At 61.3% G+C, this 16689-nt stretch carries 16 protein-coding genes; 5 read left to right on the top strand and 11 right to left on the bottom strand.

Going from position 1 to position 16689, the window contains the following annotated elements; translation table 11 throughout:
- Positions 1-13: 13 nt before the first annotated feature.
- From NH195_RS18260 to NH195_RS18240, 5 genes are all read right to left on the bottom strand, one after another.
- Positions 14-295, bottom strand: coding sequence for a DUF6455 family protein (locus tag NH195_RS18260; RefSeq protein ID WP_066710432.1), 282 nt, complete (start codon positions 293-295; stop codon positions 14-16).
- Positions 296-325: 30 nt separating this feature from the next.
- On the bottom strand, positions 326-583 hold the full coding sequence (locus NH195_RS18255; RefSeq protein WP_155846233.1) for a DUF6455 family protein: 258 nt from the start codon (positions 581-583) through the stop codon (positions 326-328).
- 165 nt (positions 584-748) lie between these two features.
- The gene (locus NH195_RS18250; protein WP_066710426.1) at positions 749-1747 is read right to left on the bottom strand and encodes a Hint domain-containing protein; all 999 of its coding nucleotides are present in this window, start codon (positions 1745-1747) and stop codon (positions 749-751) included.
- A gap of 156 nt (positions 1748-1903) precedes the next feature.
- Positions 1904-2605 carry a M48 family metallopeptidase gene (locus NH195_RS18245; protein WP_066710424.1) on the bottom strand — a complete coding sequence of 234 codons (702 nt, stop codon included), beginning with the start codon at positions 2603-2605 and terminating at the stop codon, positions 1904-1906.
- 172 nt (positions 2606-2777) lie between these two features.
- Positions 2778-4814 carry a TonB-dependent receptor domain-containing protein gene (locus tag NH195_RS18240; protein ID WP_155846232.1) on the bottom strand — a complete coding sequence of 679 codons (2037 nt, stop codon included), beginning with the start codon at positions 4812-4814 and terminating at the stop codon, positions 2778-2780.
- A 332-nt stretch (positions 4815-5146) separates the two neighbouring features.
- Here NH195_RS18240 and NH195_RS18235 point away from each other — a divergent pair, with 332 nt between their 5' ends.
- Entirely contained in the window at positions 5147-5386 is a 240-nt protein-coding gene (locus NH195_RS18235; protein ID WP_066710546.1) for a hypothetical protein, read from the top strand.
- Positions 5387-5414: 28 nt separating this feature from the next.
- On the opposite strand, the gene NH195_RS18230 is transcribed toward NH195_RS18235, so the two are convergent.
- Both NH195_RS18230 and NH195_RS18225 read right to left on the bottom strand, forming a co-directional pair.
- Positions 5415-6125: a DNA helicase gene (locus NH195_RS18230; RefSeq protein WP_066710414.1), complete on the bottom strand. Its 711-nt coding sequence runs from the start codon at positions 6123-6125 to the stop codon at positions 5415-5417.
- 275 nt (positions 6126-6400) lie between these two features.
- Complete coding sequence (locus NH195_RS18225; protein ID WP_066710410.1) at positions 6401-6664, bottom strand: DUF167 domain-containing protein; 264 nt, start codon at positions 6662-6664, stop codon at positions 6401-6403.
- 81 nt (positions 6665-6745) lie between these two features.
- Here NH195_RS18225 and NH195_RS18220 point away from each other — a divergent pair, with 81 nt between their 5' ends.
- Positions 6746-7324, top strand: a complete 579-nt coding sequence (locus NH195_RS18220) for a nitroreductase family protein (RefSeq protein ID WP_066710407.1) — start codon at positions 6746-6748, stop codon at positions 7322-7324.
- Positions 7324-8025 carry an EI24 domain-containing protein gene (locus NH195_RS18215; protein ID WP_066710404.1) on the top strand — a complete coding sequence of 234 codons (702 nt, stop codon included), beginning with the start codon at positions 7324-7326 and terminating at the stop codon, positions 8023-8025. The genes NH195_RS18220 and NH195_RS18215 overlap by 1 nt, the downstream gene beginning before the upstream one ends.
- On the opposite strand, the gene NH195_RS18210 is transcribed toward NH195_RS18215, so the two are convergent.
- Both NH195_RS18210 and mce read right to left on the bottom strand, forming a co-directional pair.
- Positions 8008-8289 carry a DUF1467 family protein gene (locus NH195_RS18210; protein ID WP_066710401.1) on the bottom strand — a complete coding sequence of 94 codons (282 nt, stop codon included), beginning with the start codon at positions 8287-8289 and terminating at the stop codon, positions 8008-8010. The two genes, NH195_RS18215 and NH195_RS18210, sit on opposite strands and share 18 nt — an antisense overlap.
- On the bottom strand, positions 8289-8693 hold the full coding sequence (gene mce / locus NH195_RS18205; RefSeq protein WP_066710398.1) for a methylmalonyl-CoA epimerase: 405 nt from the start codon (positions 8691-8693) through the stop codon (positions 8289-8291). Before mce ends, NH195_RS18210 begins: the two co-directional genes overlap by 1 nt.
- A gap of 170 nt (positions 8694-8863) precedes the next feature.
- Here mce and NH195_RS18200 point away from each other — a divergent pair, with 170 nt between their 5' ends.
- Positions 8864-9583: a response regulator gene (locus tag NH195_RS18200; protein WP_066710395.1), complete on the top strand. Its 720-nt coding sequence runs from the start codon at positions 8864-8866 to the stop codon at positions 9581-9583.
- A 71-nt stretch (positions 9584-9654) separates the two neighbouring features.
- Here NH195_RS18200 and aspS read toward each other — a convergent pair whose 3' ends face one another.
- On the bottom strand, positions 9655-11448 hold the full coding sequence (gene aspS / locus NH195_RS18195; RefSeq protein WP_066710392.1) for an aspartate--tRNA ligase: 1794 nt from the start codon (positions 11446-11448) through the stop codon (positions 9655-9657).
- A 129-nt stretch (positions 11449-11577) separates the two neighbouring features.
- Positions 11578-12711, bottom strand: coding sequence for a phosphatase PAP2 family protein (locus NH195_RS18190; RefSeq protein WP_162265896.1), 1134 nt, complete (start codon positions 12709-12711; stop codon positions 11578-11580).
- Positions 12712-12998: 287 nt separating this feature from the next.
- On the opposite strand from NH195_RS18190, the gene carB reads away from it, so the two are divergent.
- The gene (carB, locus tag NH195_RS18185; protein WP_066710542.1) at positions 12999-16358 is read left to right on the top strand and encodes a carbamoyl-phosphate synthase large subunit; all 3360 of its coding nucleotides are present in this window, start codon (positions 12999-13001) and stop codon (positions 16356-16358) included.
- The last annotated feature ends 331 nt before the right edge of the window (positions 16359-16689 follow it).

Below are 16689 nucleotides of genomic sequence, written 5' to 3'. Positions count from 1 at the left end.
CTTGCCTCTGGCCTTACTCGGCGGCCAGCAACGGATTTTGCAGCGCCCGCACGTAATAGAGCTTCTGCGCATTCAGACAATAGTCCGGTGCCTGCTCCTGGTGCCCCTGATGTTCCAGAAGCCAGAGGATGCAGGCGTCATGCTGGGTGCATTGCCCGCAACCGGTTTCCATCTTCGACAGGTCCTCCGGCGCAATCTCCCCGGACGCGGCGGCGCGCACCACATCGGCCCCCAACCGTTCGGCCATGCCATGCATCAGGCAGGCCTCACCGGGGCGCAGCAGTGTATCCGTCATGGTCTTTCCTCCAGTTTGCGTTAAACGTCCTCAGCGCGCGGCGAGGCGTTCCAGATCCGTCTTGTTGCGGCAATAGGCCGGGGCGAATTCCGCACCCGCTTCATGATCCGCGAGAAACACCTCGCAGGCCTCCGGATCGGTGCAGCCCATGCAGCGATGAACGCGATTTTCCATCGCTCCTTCGTCGCATTGCCCGCGTTGCTTCAGTTCCTCGAAATCGACGCCAAGTGTCTGCGCCATACGGTTCATAAGACGCTCATGCGTCTCGTAGCCCTTGGTCCCGGTCATGACAGCCTCCGATCTGTTGCGTTTCACATCCCGCGAAAAACAGACCATGCACCGGGTCCACACTCCTTGATCCTGATCAATTGCCGGATTTCCGGGCCATTCTGCACCGTCCGACCCTCTATCCTGACGGAAATTAAGGCGTTGTTTACGCTTTTTCCGAATATCTCAGGCCGCATGGCCGAATAGGGCAGCTACACTGCCCCGAATCTCGGGGCGCGCCAGAGGCCCGCTCGCCGCTTCTCCGAACAGGCGCAGTTGCGGAAAAATGCGGAAAAGCTCCGTCCGCGCGCCCTGCTCCAGAAGGCTCAGCGCCGTCTCCCCGGGGTAGAAGCTCTCGGAGAGCAGCCCGCCGCTGTCGAGGATTTCATGCGCCTCGAACATCAGATGCACATAAGTGATCTCGGTCAGATCGCTGCGCTGACGAATATTGCGCCGGTTCACCAGCCAGCGCGCGGGCACCAGCGCCTCGTCCAGACCGGCGTATAGCTCGACCAGATGGCCCGAGATCAACACCCGGTGCTGCGGCGATACCAGAACCGGGCGGCTCGGCACGCCCTGCCCCAAGGCCCCTCGCAGAATTTCAATCGGCGCAAGATCGGGCGCACGGCTCAGATCGACCTTCGAGGTGCCAACCCAGCGCACCGGGCGATACCCGTGGTCCAGCGTCCAGATCAGATCGCCGGGACGCACCGTTTCGATCGCCACCGCCCCCTGCTGTCCCCGAACGACCGAACCCGCGGCAAAACAGACCGCCGCCTCGACCTCGGAAACCTGCAACTCTCCGTCATTGTTGCCCGCCGCCGGGTCCGCCGTCTCGTCGGCGCCCGTATACACCATGGTCGAACTGTCCAGCCCGGAAATATCGAGGATATAGCCGTTCTGAAACAGCACATGCTCGTCGCCCGCGCCCATGTTCTGGTAATTGTTGTTGTCCGGGTTCAAACCTTCGGCAATCACGTTGCCCTGGGCATCGGTCAGCCGCCAGAACTGACCGTTGGTGAAGGTGTCGGAGACATTCTGATACACCTCAAGATAATAGACATCCGCCGAACTGCCCAGGGGCGTGCCCCCCGAGACGGTCAATTCCAGATTGGGAGGGTTGGTGCCGTTGAGCGAGGCGCTGGTATAGGTCCCGATCATGTCGCCGGTGATTTCTATCGCCATTTGCACCCTCTGCCTCAGCCCAGTCCGCGCCCGGCGTTAAGGTTAACGCGGGGTCGTCCTCCGATCTGGACACAGATCGGGGTAAAACCGGGACAGGGCTGCGGCGAAACCGTGGTTTCCCACACAAATCTGTGAAAACTCCGAAGGTTACCTGGGCTACAGCGTCGCCATGGTCCGGCGAACGGTCTCGATCCGCTGCGCGTTCGGCGGGTGCGAGCCGAGGAACCGGTCGCCCGGATCTGGGATTCGGGTAAAATATTCCGCCCCGCGCACCGGGTTGTAGCCCGCGCGATAGGCGATCACCGTGCCGAGCTGATCGGCCTCCAGCTCATAGTTCTTCGAATAGCTCCGCGCGCCCACCGTGGCGCCGATGTCCTGCGCGCTGCTGATCGCATTGGCGTCCCCGCCCATCGCGGCAATCAGCACCCCGCCCAGAAGTGCGCCCGTGAGCGCCTTCTCCTGGCTGCGCGCGATATGGCCCGAAATGTGATGCGCCGCCTCATGCCCCATGACAAAGGCCAGCTCGTCGGTATTCTGCACCTCCGCGATCAGCGCCACCGTGAAGGTCAGCACCGGCCGCCCCGCATTGTCGAGCGTCTGCCAGGCATTGGCCGGCGCGCTCGGGTCGTTCTCCACCACGATCTTGAAATCGCAATTCGCCCCTGTGGTCCGGGTCCGGCATTCGCGCTCGGCCACCGGTTCCACCCGGGAAACGACCTGCCTGAAATCCGCAACGGACAGCCCCGGCCCCGTCGCGCGGCTCACCGCAGCCGGAGCGGTCGAACTCGGCACAGAGGTCGTTTCGACACAGCCCGCAAGCGCCAGAGCCGCCAGAACGCATAAACCCGCACGATACATGTTCATCTCCCAATCGCATACCGCACTCTCACAGAGCTGCGACATTACGCAAAGCCATTTGCCCTGACCAGCCCTCCCGGCACGCCATGAGAAAGCCAGAGCGGTTTCCCGCTCCGGCTTTCCGTCTCTCACTGCGCAGATCAAAGGCGGTCGCCCCGTGCCGGAACCCGCCTCAGAACGAGGTCGTCAGCCCCAGTTTGAACAGCCGCCCGTTTTCGCGATACGCGGTTTCATCCGCCGGTTGCTGATCGAACAGGTTGTCGATCCCCAGATTCAGACGCGTCTTGTCCGTCAGATCGTAAGCCATCGCCACATCGACAAGGAAATACGGATTCTTGTTCTGTCCCGCCGGAACGGCACGTGCCTCCTCCGTACTCAGCTCATCCTCGGTCACATAGCCCACCTGCTTGCCGACATAGGTGACATTCCCCGACAGGGTCAGGCGGTCATTCGCCACCCAGCTCGCCCCCGTGGTGATGTTCCATTTCGGCGTGGTTGCCATCGGGAAGGCGTGGTCCAGACCTTCGTATTTGAACTCGGATTTCGCCAGATAGGTGAAAGAACTGGTCCAGGTCAGGTCTTCGCTGACGTCGAAGGAAAACCCGCCCTCGATCCCCGCCGTCTTCCCGCTCTCGATATTGGTCCGCTCGAAAATGTCATAGCCCGTCGACAAATCGACCTCGCCGGTTTTCCGCGCCCCGATCATATCGGTGATGTCATTGTAGAACGCGGTCAGCTCCCAGTTGAAGACCCCGCCCTGAGAGTTCAGGCCGATTTCGTAATTGTCCGAGGTCTCTGGCCCGATGTCCGGGTTCCCGTAGATGATGCACGGCCCCGGATAGGGTTTGCAGCCATTGCCGCGAGACGACATCTTGTAATTCGGGTTCAACGCCCGCAGGTCCGGCGCCACGAAGGCCTGCGCATAACCCGCCTTGAGCATCAGCCCGTTGCCAAGATCGTAATTCGCATAAAGCCGCGGGGTGAAGTGATCCCCGAAATCTTCATGGTGATCATACCGCAGCCCGGTTGTGAGGGTCAGCGCCTCCGTCACATCCCAGCGGCCTTCGGCGTAAAGCGCGCTGGCCACCGCCTCACCGGAAATCAACGCGCCATCGCGGTTGGTCGCCGGATCGCTCAGCTCATCCTTGGCGACGCTGCCACCGACCGTATAGCCGAAGCCTTTGCCGCCAAGCAGGGTTTCCGCACTATAACGCGTCTCAAAGGTGGTGGTCTTGTAGGTGATCGGATCGCCCCAGGCCGGGTCGCTCCAGGAGGCGTTCGAGCTGTCTTCATAGCGCAGGTAGCTGGACAACGTCCCTGCACCGATCATCCATTCATTGGTGATGGCAAATCCGTCGCGGTCGATCTTGTTCGTATCATGCGCCCCATCCGACGCCAGGTATGTCTCCTGACCCGTCGTCGCCTCGAAACCCCATTCGACGGCACCGTTCGGGCGCCATGTCAGACGCGCGCCAAGCTCCCGTGCGGAAGACCCGTCCGAGCCGTAGACGGAATTCTCCGCCCCCGTGCCATCCGTGTAGGTAAAGGCATCGGGCGCCTCGCGCTCGGATGTCTTGCCCCAGAATTCCACATCGACGGTCTCGCTCAGCGACCCGCTGACATAGCCAGAGATCTGGCGGTTGTCGCCCGTGGTCGCATGTTCGCCAAAGCCGAAATCCGTGGTGATCGAGCCGGACCAGACACCGGACGGTTTCTTGGTGATGATGTTCACCACCCCGCCCATGGCGTCGGAGCCGTAAAGCGTCGACATCGGACCGCGCACGATCTCGATGCGTTCGATCGCATCGAGCGGCACGACGTTGAGATCGCCCTGATAATGACGCGCAAAGCTCTTGCCCGTGCTGATCCGTCGGCCATCGACAAGCGTCAGCGTCCGGTTCGACGAGATGCCGCGGAACGAGACTTTCGAAATCCCGTCATTGCCACGGGTCAGGTTCAGACCCGGCACGAGACGCAGCAGGTCGTTGAGATCGCGGGCGCCTTCCTGCGCAATCGTTTCCTGATCAATCACGGTGATCGAGGCGGGCGCATCCTGCACGGTGGTCTCGATCCCCGACGCCGTGGTCACGACGATCTGATCGAGTTCCAGAACCTCTTGTGCCGACAGGGAGAAAGGCAGCAGTGCGAAAGCCGTGGAACACAGGAGCTTTCGGGACACAGAATGGGGGCGGGACGGGAGGAATGACATGAGGTCTCCGATATATGCGTTTGAAATGACAAACGACATCCGGGAAACCCGCCCGAAAACACGCAACAACACCGTGCTTCAAATCGGGCACAGCGACGCGACACAAACCGTCGGGACATGGGGCAGATCACTTTCCGAAATCTGTTCCCGGATGCGTTCAGCTCGCGTTTCACTGGCTGCCTTCAGAAAACAGACCCGAAAGCCGGGCGCAAGCCCGGTATCCGAGTTATTTAGTCAGCCATAAAACTGCCGCACGGACGTTGCCGCAAAGCCACATAAAATCATTGCACCGCCCTCTTGCTTTTGCCCTGCGGCAGGTGCAGCATCATCTCATGTTTACCATCGAGCACGATTTCGACGCGACCGTCGTCACCATAGTCGATGAGGGCGAGGCCCCTCTGCTGGAAGATGTCATCATCTCCGCCTTCGCCGAATGCGTGACCGTGGAACAGCACGATCCGCGCACCGACCGGGTGCACAAGATCACCTTTTCGCTGCAACAGCTCCGCGACCTCGGCGCCGCCCTCGACCTGCCCGAAGGCGCCTATCGGCTGACACCTGTCGAGGAGTGAGGCCGCACCTCACGCCCGCACTGAACCTTTAGAGATCGGCAACCGTTTCGATCCGCAGCATCCCGTCATGCAAAAAACATGCCTTCGAGAACACGTTGGGCACGGGATTTGGGCGGCGAATATCGGCCAGCCCGGGCAAAGCCGTTGGCCCCGGCGCAAAGGATCGGTCGATCTGTGAGATAAAGACCAAAATCAGCCCCCGTAACTGCGCGAAGTTGCGCAAAGTCCGCAACTGTTCCGCCAAGGGCGGCTTGTGGCGATCCTGATCGAGGATTTGCAGATAGTCGACAACCGCAACCGTGCCACGCGCCGCTGTCGCGAGGTCCGCACAGATGAACGCCGCGCTGATATCATCTGAGGTCTCGATTCTGATCTGCGCCCCATCTGCGCCCGCCCGGCCCAACCTGTGCAATCGGTGACGCACCTCTGTTTCCGTCAATTCCAGCGTGTAGAACACCGCCTCGCGCCCCACCTCAGCCGCCTCAAGCAGCACGCGCAGCCCTTGTAAGGTCTTGCCATGCCCCGGCCGCGCCCCGAGCAAAACAAGATCGCCCTGCGCGAAGCGGGGAAGAAGCGCCCCGGCCTCAGCCCTGTTGAGCCCCGCAGCCAAAAGCGACCAACGCGCAAAGCCCTCTTGCCGGGCAATCCGGTCAAGCGCCTCGTGCAATGAAATGTCATGATCCCGCGCCAACTTCCTGGCGCGGCGTTTCAGATGATAAACAGGTGCGGAAAGCCGCATGTCGAAACCTCCGTTCCGGGTCCAAAACGCAATCCCTCCTCATGCGTGCGCCCGAACAGACGTGTCGATGATCAACAGCCCCGTATGTCAGATACTGCCCCGTGTGGAGGGAGGGAGGCGCGGGCCGAGCCTTGCGATGACCCTAACGCGGCTCTCCTGGTCCGGCAAGTCGCGGCATCGAGGAATGATGGGGGAAACACCGACCAGAGGTCCGACAAAAGTCCGACAAAAATCCGACGCTTTGCCGACAGCGATTTTGATCCTGAATGGCGGCGTTACTCGACCCGGAACAGCTTGTCCCGCGAGGTCTCTCCCCGCACCAAAACCACCGTACTCTTCGCCCGCCCCATCGCCTTGGCCAAAAGCTTGATCACGTCTTTCGTCGCCTTGCCGCCCTCAGGCACCGTGGTCACATAGGCACGCACCTGCCCGTCCTCGACCGTCACCGCATTGCGCGAGGCTTTGGGGGTCACGCGCACCGCCAAAAGCCCGTCTGTCACCGCCGCCTCAAGCGCCGTTTTCAATTCCGCTTTATCCATGGCCCCTCATAGCATCTGAGCGGTTGAAAACACCTGCAAAAATGACGACATGTTGGGCGACCCGCTGATGAAAGGCCCCTCATGCCCGCTCCCAATCCCGCCGCTCTCGACTTCCTCCTGACCCGTCGGTCCCGTCCTGCCAAGACGCTCACGGCCCCCGTGCCGGATCGCGACGCGCTGATGCCGATCCTGACCGCGGCGGCACGCACGCCGGATCACGGAAAGCTCGAACCTTGGCGCTTTATCGTCTTGGAAAAAGACGCCCTCACGCGCCTCGCCGGGATGATCAACCCATTGGCCAAAAAGAACAAAATCGCCGAAGAGAAGATCGAGAAAGCCTATCGCCAATATGCCGACGCCGATCTCGCCGTCGCCGTTGTCTTCTCTCCGAAAGAGAGCGACAAGGTCCCGGAAATCGAACAGCTTTACTCCGCAGGCGCCGTCTGTCTGTCGCTGCTGAACGCCGCCCTTGCCGCCGGTTGGGGCGCCAATTGGCTCTCGGGCTGGGCCACCTTTGACCGGGACTTCTGCGAAAAAGGCCTCGGCCTCGCGCCCCATGAAAGCATCGCCGGTCTCATTCACATCGGAACCGAAACCATTGCCCCGCCGGAGCGCCCGCGCCCCGACCTGTCGACCATCGTCACATGGATGGATGCGTGATGTTCAGCGATTTTGCCAAGGCCATCGGCCAGCTTGGAGACAAGCGATTTCAATCGGTTCTGCTCAAGGGGCTGGGCCTGACGGTCGCGCTTCTTGTGGCGATCTATCTGGTCTTCGTCTGGGTCATCGGCATCTTCGTGCCCGACACATTCACCCTGCCGCTCATCGGCGAAATCACCTGGGTCGACAACGCGCTCTCGATCGGCTCGTTCTTTCTGATGATCGGTCTGTCAGTCTTCCTGATGGTGCCTGTGGCCTCCGCCTTCACTGGTCTCTTCCTCGAAGAGGTCTCCGAGGCCGTCGAGGATGTACATTACCCCGGCCTGCCCGAGGTGCCGCGTCAGTCGTTTTCCGACATGCTTCTGGACTCTTTGGGCTTTCTTGGCGTCATCGTCGTCGCCAACCTGATCGCGCTGGTGCTCTACCTGCTCCTTAACATCGCGGCACCGGTGATCTTCTGGGCCTTGAACGGCTTCCTTCTGGGCCGGGAATATTTCCAGATGGTTGCGATGCGCCGCCTCGGGCGCGAGGGCGCAAAAGCTGCGCGCAAACGCCATATGCCGGAGATCTGGCTGGCGGGGGCCTTGATGGCGATCCCGCTGTCGATCCCGCTGGTGAACCTGCTGATCCCGGTGCTGGGCGCGGCCACCTTCACCCATATGTTCATGCGGCTTGAAGGCGGCTCAACTGTCGGCCACTGAGGGCAGTTTCGCGGTCCAGTCGAGATCGTGCCAGCTCACCCAACCCGACAGGATCACCGCGACCAGTACGGCCCAAATCGCCGTCGCCACAAGAGTGACCCAAAGCGCCTTGCGCTTCGGGTTGTAATTCGCCGGCGCCCCGTCATGGGTGCCCTCAACCTTTTCGCCCAGATCGCCCTGTGTCTTCAAACCGATGGGCAGCGCAACCAGCATGGTCATGAACCATGTCACCGCATAGAGAACGATGGCCGAGGTGATCGCCATCAGACCTGCTCAAGCTCGATCAGGCAGCCGTTGAAATCCTTCGGATGCAGGAACAGGACCGGCTTGCCATGGGCGCCGATTTTCGGCTCGCCTGTGCCGAGGACGCGGGCGCCTTCGGATTTCAGCTTGTCGCGGGCGGCGAGAATATCGTCGACCTCGTAACAGATGTGGTGAATGCCGCCCGAAGGGTTCTTGTCGAGAAAGCCCTGGATCGGGGAGTTTTCGCCCAGCGGATAGAGCAGTTCGATCTTGGTGTTCGGCAATTCGATGAACACCACGGTCACACCATGATCCGGTTCGTCCTGCGGCGGGTTCACCTTGGCACCGAGCGTATTCGCGTATTGCGCGGATGCCGCTTCGAGATCCGGCACGGCAATGGCGACGTGGTTGAGACGACCGATCATGTTTCTCTCCTCCAGATGGGGTCTTTTCCCGGTTATCGCGCGCCGCAGGCAAGGCCGCAAGGGGGCGTTTGCGCTCACAGAGTGCCGATCCGTCCGCGAGCAGCGCTTGGTTAACCGCTCATTCACCAGTTTCGCGCTTTAATCCGACTCGCACTGGATGGAGCCATGAAATGACCGACGATCTCGACAGCCTGATGGTCGCGCCGATGCCGACCACCGACCGCCCGCTTCTGGGCCTCACCGTTCTCGTGGTGGAGGACAGCCGCTTTGCCTCCGAGGCGATGCGCCTTCTGTGCCTGCGATCCGGGGCGCGCATCCGACGCGCCGACACGCTGAGCGCGGCACATAAACACCTGCGCGTCTATCGTCCGAATGTGGTGATCGTCGATCTCGGCCTGCCGGACGGTTCCGGCGCCGAACTGATCGACGAGCTTGCCAATGCCCGCCCGCGTGTCGATGTGCTGCTCGGCATGTCCGGCGACAGCGGTGCGGAGGCGCTTGCGATTGCCGCGGGGGCCGACGGTTTCATCGAAAAACCGATTTCCTCGCTCGGGGCCTTTCAGGAACGCGTTCTCTCCTGTCTGCCCGAAGGCGTGCGGCCCGAGGGGCTGCACGCCGTCAATTCCGACGAGATCAGCCCCGATCCCATCGCGCTTCAGGACGATTTCGTGCATATCGCCGATCTTCTGACCACCGAAGGCGGGGAGAATCTTCTGGATTACATCGCGCAATTTCTGGGCGGCGTCGCGCGCACCGCGGGCGATGCGGAGATGGAGGTGGCCGCCCAGGCGCTCGCCTATCATCGCGAAAAGGGCCTGCCTTATGGCTCAGAGGTGGCACGCATCGCCGGGCTGGTGCAATCCCGGATCGAACCGCGCAAGGTGGTGTAACGCCCGCTGTTTGCCAAACAAAAGGCGCGGAGATCGCTCTCCGCGCCTTTGTCATGTCTTTGTCAGACCGCTTACTGCTCTTGCGGGATGACCCGGAGGTGCAACTCGCGGAGCTGTTCGTTCGAGGGCTCCGAGGGTGCACCCATCATCAGGTCTTCGGCGCGCTGGTTCATCGGGAAGAGCATCACTTCGCGGATGTTTTCCTGATCGGCGAGGATCATCACCGCGCGGTCGATGCCAAGGGCACAACCACCGTGCGGCGGGGCGCCATATTGGAAGGCGTTGACCATACCGCCAAAGCGTTTTTCGACCTCATCCTTGCCATAGCCCGCAATCTCGAAGGCTTTGAACATGATCTCCGGCTTGTGGTTCCGGATCGCACCCGACACCAGCTCGTAGCCGTTACAGGCCAGGTCATACTGGTTGCCCAGCACCTTGAGCGGATCGCCCAAGAGCGCGTCCATCCCGCCCTGCGGCATGGAGAAGGGGTTGTGTTCAAAGTCGATCTTGCCGCTCTCTTCGTCCTGCTCGTAGATCGGGAAATCGACGATCCAGGCGAATTTAAAGGCATCGCGCCAGTTTTCGTCCTCCGGCGCTTTCGGCGTCTCTTCCCAGATCACCGTGCGGGCTTTGCCAGCCACACGCTCAAAGGACTTCGGCTTGCCACCCAAGAAGAAGGCCGCATCGCCGACACCGAGGCCGAGTTGCTGACGGATGGCTTCGGTGCGCTCCGGGCCAATGTTTTTCGCAAGCGGACCGGCGGCCTCCATCTGACCGTCGGTCTCGCGCCAGAAGATATAGCCCATCCCCGGCAGGCCCTCTTGCTGGGCGAATTTGTTCATCCGGTCGCAGAATTTGCGCGAGCCGCCTTTCGGCGCCGGGATGGCGCGGACTTCATTGCCCTCTTGCTCCAAGAGCTTGGCGAAGATCGCAAAACCAGAGCCACGGAAGTGTTCGGAGACGTCCTGCATCTTGATCGGGTTGCGCAAGTCCGGCTTGTCGGTGCCGTACCACAGCGCGGAATCGCGGTAGGAGATCTGCGGCCAGTCGCGGTTCGCTTTGCGGCCCTTGCCGAACTTGTCGAACATGTCGGCGATGACCGGCTCCATCACGTCGAAGATGTCCTGTTGCGTGACAAAGGACATTTCCATGTCGAGCTGGTAGAAGTCCGTCGGGCTGCGGTCAGCACGCGGGTCTTCATCGCGGAAACAGGGCGCGATCTGGAAATATTTGTCGAAACCCGACACCATCAGAAGCTGTTTGAACTGCTGCGGCGCCTGCGGCAGGGCGTAGAATTTGCCCGGGTGAAGACGCGACGGCACGAGAAAGTCCCGCGCGCCCTCGGGCGACGAGGCGGTGATGATCGGCGTCTGGAATTCGTTGAACCCCTTGGCCCACATGCGCTGACGCAGATCGGCCACCACATTGGAACGCAGGATCATGTTCTGCTGCATGCTCTCGCGGCGCAGGTCGAGATAGCGGTATTTCAGACGGGTCTCTTCCGGGTACTCCTGATCGCCGAACACCATCAGCGGCAGTTCCTTGGCGGAGCCCAGCACCTCAAGATCGCGCACGAAGACCTCGATCTCTCCGGTGGGCAGTTTCGGGTTCACCAGCTCCGGGTCACGCGCCTTCACCGTGCCGTCGATGCGGATACACCATTCGGAACGCACTTTCTCCAGCGCGGAGAACACCGGGCTGTCCGGATCGCAGAGCACCTGGGTCATGCCGTAATGGTCACGCAGATCGACGAAGAGAATGCCGCCGTGGTCCCGGATGCGGTGCACCCAGCCGGAGAGGCGCACGGTGTCGCCCACATTGGATTGGTTCAGTTCGGCGCAGGTGTGGCTGCGATAGACGTGCATGTATCAGGTCCCTTTGGAAAACGTGCCATGCCTTTAAAAGGCGCTTGGGCTGATACACTCGTACAAGCGGGGAAAGTCAAGGGTTCGCGGCCTTCCACGCGGTCCGAACTGCCCCGAAGCGCACAAAACTCAGCGCATCGGAGCCGCAACAGCCACACGGCCCGATGCAGACCATTTGTCCGCGACCGGCACTCTTGCCGTCACCATGACGCGGTAGAGCCCGACCATGATCAGGACAGAGGCGTATCCATCCACGGCATAATGCCAGCCGAGATACACCGAGAGCACGCCGTAGATCAGGACACAAAACGCCCCGAGCACGGCGCTCAGGATCGGCAGGCTCCGCGCCACGGGGGCGGACGACAACCGGCGGGACAGATCGCGCCCGAGACGATAAATGTAGAGACCAAAGACCGTCGCCATGGAGATATGGACCGAGGGAAAGGCGGAAATCCCGGAGCCCACGACACCGGCTTCACCGGAATAGGCCGCCCAGAGACGCGTCTTGACCGCCAGAAGGCGCCCCGCGTCCTCCCGCTCGACAAGCGCCAGTGCGCCGGCATGCGCCTCCTTGAGCCCTCCCGGAAAAAGATCCGCGAAAATGGGACCATAGGACAGGAAAGCCACGGCGGCGACGTTGCCAATCAGCACCCAGGCCGCCATCCAGAGCAAAATGAACTGGCGCCGACGCTGCGGATCTGGGTCGCAAGCCACAAGGAGCACGGGAAAGAAGGTCGCCGGAAGAATCCAGGAATTGAGATAAAACGTCGCAAGCCCTGTGGTGTCGAGACCGGAAAGCGCCCCGAGCAAATCATGCGGCGTATGGCCGAAATGCAGCGCGACATCGAGGCGGGTCAACACGTCATCGGCCCAGAACGGCATCACCTCGGGCATGTTGACCTTTACGCTGCTGAACATGCAGGTGAACACCGAGCAATAAACCACCGCGGCCATACTCGGCACCCAACGCGATGTGAGATGGCGCCGCACGGGACGAAGGAAAGCAATGATCGTAACACCCGACACGAGGAGCCAGACAGGCAGAACATGCCCCGCAAGTTTCGCGGCGAAACTGAACGCCTGGGTGACGGCCGTCAGGACGACGAGGGGATTCTGCCCTGTATGAATCAGAAACAGGCTGCCGATCACCAGATAGATCAAGGTCCCCGCCCCCAGAACGGCATCCGGAGCGCTTGCCCTGCGCCAAATGGATTTGAAAAACTGTCCTGAAGTCGCATGCTGCGGCATATCGGCTATCGACATATAAAACACCTTAAAACACATTTTCCTCTCTGAATTCCGTCCAATTCAACGGGACAAATACGGCCCCAATCGGGCCGATTGGGGACAATTGAGAGACACGGGCCGACGGCGATCCCGTCTCAAAAAGCCGCCGATCCCGGGCTATCGCTTTTTTCAAGAAACATGCCCCAAAGCCGGCTTTCCACCCTTGCGCCCAATCGCTCCATGACTATAACCCACGACAATTTGCGCGTGCCCTGCTATGAGGTGCGCGCGAAGTGCTGCTCAACATATTGCCGGGGTCCGCCATGCCGAAGAGAACCGATATTTCCTCCATCATGATCATTGGTGCGGGGCCGATCATCATCGGGCAGGCCTGTGAGTTTGACTACTCCGGCGCGCAAGCCTGTAAAGCGCTGCGCGAAGAGGGCTACCGGGTCATCCTGGTGAACTCCAACCCGGCGACGATCATGACCGATCCGGACATGGCGGATGCTACCTATATCGAACCGATCACCCCCGAGGTTGTCGCCAAGATCATCGAGAAAGAACGCCCCGACGCGCTCCTGCCCACCATGGGCGGGCAAACCGGGTTGAACACCTCTCTGGCTCTGGCCGACATGGGCGTGCTCGACAAGTTCAACGTCGAGCTGATCGGTGCCAAACGCGAAGCCATCGAGATGGCCGAAGACCGCAAACTGTTCCGCGAGGCGATGGACCGTCTCGGCATCGAGAACCCGAAGGCCGACATCGTCGCCGCACCGAAACGCGAAGACGGGCGTTATGACATTGCCGCCGGGATGAAGATCGCCATGGAAGCGCTCGAGCACATCGGTCTTCCCGCGATCATCCGTCCTGCCTTTACCCTCGGCGGCACCGGCGGTGGCGTGGCCTACAACCGCGACGATTACGAGAAAATCTGTCGCTCTGGGCTCGAAGCCTCGCCGGTCGCCCAGATCCTCGTCGACGAGAGCCTTCTGGGCTGGAAGGAATACGAGATGGAGGTGGTGCGCGACAAGGCGGACAACGCCATCATCGTCTGTTCCATCGAGAACGTCGACCCGATGGGCGTGCACACCGGCGACTCTGTGACCGTCGCCCCGGCCCTGACGCTGACCGACAAAGAATACCAGATCATGCGGACCCATTCGATCAACGTGCTGCGTGAGATCGGTGTGGAAACCGGCGGCTCCAACGTGCAATGGGCGGTGAACCCCGCCGATGGCCGGATGGTCGTGATCGAGATGAACCCGCGCGTGTCGCGCTCCTCCGCTCTTGCCTCGAAAGCCACCGGTTTCCCGATCGCCAAGATCGCCGCGAAACTCGCCGTCGGCTACACGCTCGACGAGCTGGACAACGACATCACCAAGGTGACGCCCGCCTCCTTTGAGCCGACCATCGACTATGTCGTCACCAAGATCCCCAAATTCGCCTTCGAGAAATTCCCCGGCGCGAAACCGGAGCTGACCACGGCGATGAAATCCGTGGGCGAGGCGATGGCGATTGGCCGGACCTTCCACGAATCGATGCAGAAAGCGCTGGCCTCGATGGAATCGGGTCTCACCGGCTTCGACGAAATCGAACTGCCGGACATGCCGAAAGCCGCACAGATCGTCGAGGCTGACGGTGCGGAAGACAGCCTGCCGCGCATCCTTCTGGGCGCCGACGAAAGCGCGCAGCAGATGATCGACAAGACGGTGACCCGCGAGCTGGCGAAGGCCACGCCGGATCGTCTGAGGGTCATCGCGCAGGCCATGCGGTTTGGTTTTACCGACGAAGAGATCAACGAGATCAACAGCTTCGATCCGTGGTTCCTAGCCCGCATCCGCGAAATCATGGTCGCCGAATGCGAGATCAAGAAAGACGGCCTGCCGGTCACCGAAGAGGGTCTGCGCAAGCTCAAGATGCTCGGTTTCACCGATGCGCGTCTGGCGAAACTGACGGGTCGCGACGAGGCCAATGTACGCCGTGCGCGCCACAACCTCGGCGTCACCGCCGTGTTCAAACGCATCGACACTTGCGCTGCCGAATTCGAGGCGCAGACGCCCTACATGTACTCCACCTATGAAATGCCGATGATGGGCGAGGTGGAATGCGAGGCACGCCCCTCGGATCGCAAGAAAGTCGTCATTCTGGGTGGTGGTCCGAACCGGATCGGGCAAGGGATCGAGTTCGATTATTGCTGCTGTCACGCCTGTTTCTCGCTGACCGAACAGGGTTACGAGACGATCATGGTGAACTGCAACCCGGAGACTGTGTCGACCGATTACGACACCTCCGACCGTCTCTATTTCGAACCGCTGACCTTCGAGCATGTAATGGAAATCCTGCGCGTCGAGCAGGACAAGGGCACGCTTCATGGTGTGATCGTGCAGTTCGGCGGCCAGACACCGCTGAAACTCGCCAATGCGCTCGAAGCCGAAGGCATTCCGATCCTCGGCACCACGCCGGACGCCATCGACCTTGCCGAAGACCGCGAGCGGTTCCAGGACCTCGTGAACCGTCTCGATCTCAAGCAGCCGCACAACGGCATCGCGCATTCCGACGACGAGGCCATTGAAATCGCTTCCGACATCGGCTTTCCGCTGGTGATCCGCCCGTCCTACGTGCTGGGCGGCCGCGCGATGGAGATCGTGCGCGACATGGAAGGCCTGAAACGCTACATCCGCGACGCTGTGGTCGTCTCCGGCGACAGCCCGGTCTTGCTCGACAGCTACCTCTCGGGCGCGACCGAGATCGACGTCGATGCGCTCTGCGACGGCGAGAAAGTCCATGTCGCGGGCATCATGCAGCATATCGAGGAAGCGGGCGTCCACTCCGGCGACTCGGCCTGTTCGCTGCCGCCCTACTCGCTCAAGCCCGAGATCATTGAGGAGCTGAAACGTCAGACCGAAGCTCTGGCGCTGGCGCTCAATGTGGTCGGACTGATGAACGTGCAATATGCGGTCAAAGACGATGTGATCTTCCTCATTGAGGTCAACCCGCGTGCCTCCCGCACCGTGCCGTTTGTCGCGAAAGCGGTGAACAGCCCGATCGCCTCCATCGCCGCACGGTTGATGGCGGGCGAAAAGCTCGACACGTTCGAACTGGTCGATCCGGCGAGCACCGGGCGCTATGCGGTGAAAGAGGCCGTGCTGCCCTTCGCGCGTTTCCCCGGCGTCGATACGATCCTCGGCCCGGAAATGCGCTCCACGGGCGAAGTCATGGGCGCCGACAAGAGCTTTGCCCGCGCCTTCCTCAAGGCGCAGATGGGGGCAGGCACCAACCTGCCGAGCTCCGGCAAGGTGTTCGTTTCGGTGAAGAACTACGACAAGAAGCCGAAGATGGTCGAGGCGATCAAGACCCTCTCGGATCTGGGTTTCGAGATCATCGCGACCCGTGGCACCGCAAAGTTCCTCAAGGAAAACGGCGTCGAAAGCAAGGTTGTCAACAAGGTCTATGAGGGCCGCCCGAATATCGTCGACATGATGAAGGACGGCGATATCGCCCTCGTGCTGAACACGACGGAAGGCAATCAGGCGCTGGAAGACAGCCGCGAAATCCGCTCCGTCGCGCTCTACGACAAGATCCCGTATTTCACCACCGCCGCCGCCTCTCACGCCGCCGCCATGGCGATCAAGGCGCGGCTCGAAGGCGAGATCGAGGTGCTGAGTTTGCAGGACGCGTGAGATTTTACCTCTCCTGAATTGAGACAGATATTGCGACAGGCCCCGCTCAGTCGGGGCCTGTCTCTTTTGCGAATGCAGCAAATCCCTTGACTTCTTCCCCGCTCTCCCCCATTTGGCATCCAACCGTCTCCCCATGCTGCCGCGTGAGCAGCCGCGCACAGGCCGTTTCAGGCAGGCGCCACAGGGGGCGGAGATCGGGCGCACCCGCCCACAGGTTCCCACATTCACGCAAGGGGTCCGGCGGAAAGACGGGGTGGGCATATGGCACGCTCCGGAGACCTTTTCCGCGACCAACCAAGTGCCCGCAAAAGCGGGTGCGTCTAGCGTGTGG

The organism is Celeribacter ethanolicus, from assembly GCF_001550095.1.
Classification (GTDB): domain Bacteria; phylum Pseudomonadota; class Alphaproteobacteria; order Rhodobacterales; family Rhodobacteraceae; genus Celeribacter; species Celeribacter ethanolicus.
This window is presented reverse-complemented; position numbering and strand designations above follow the sequence as displayed.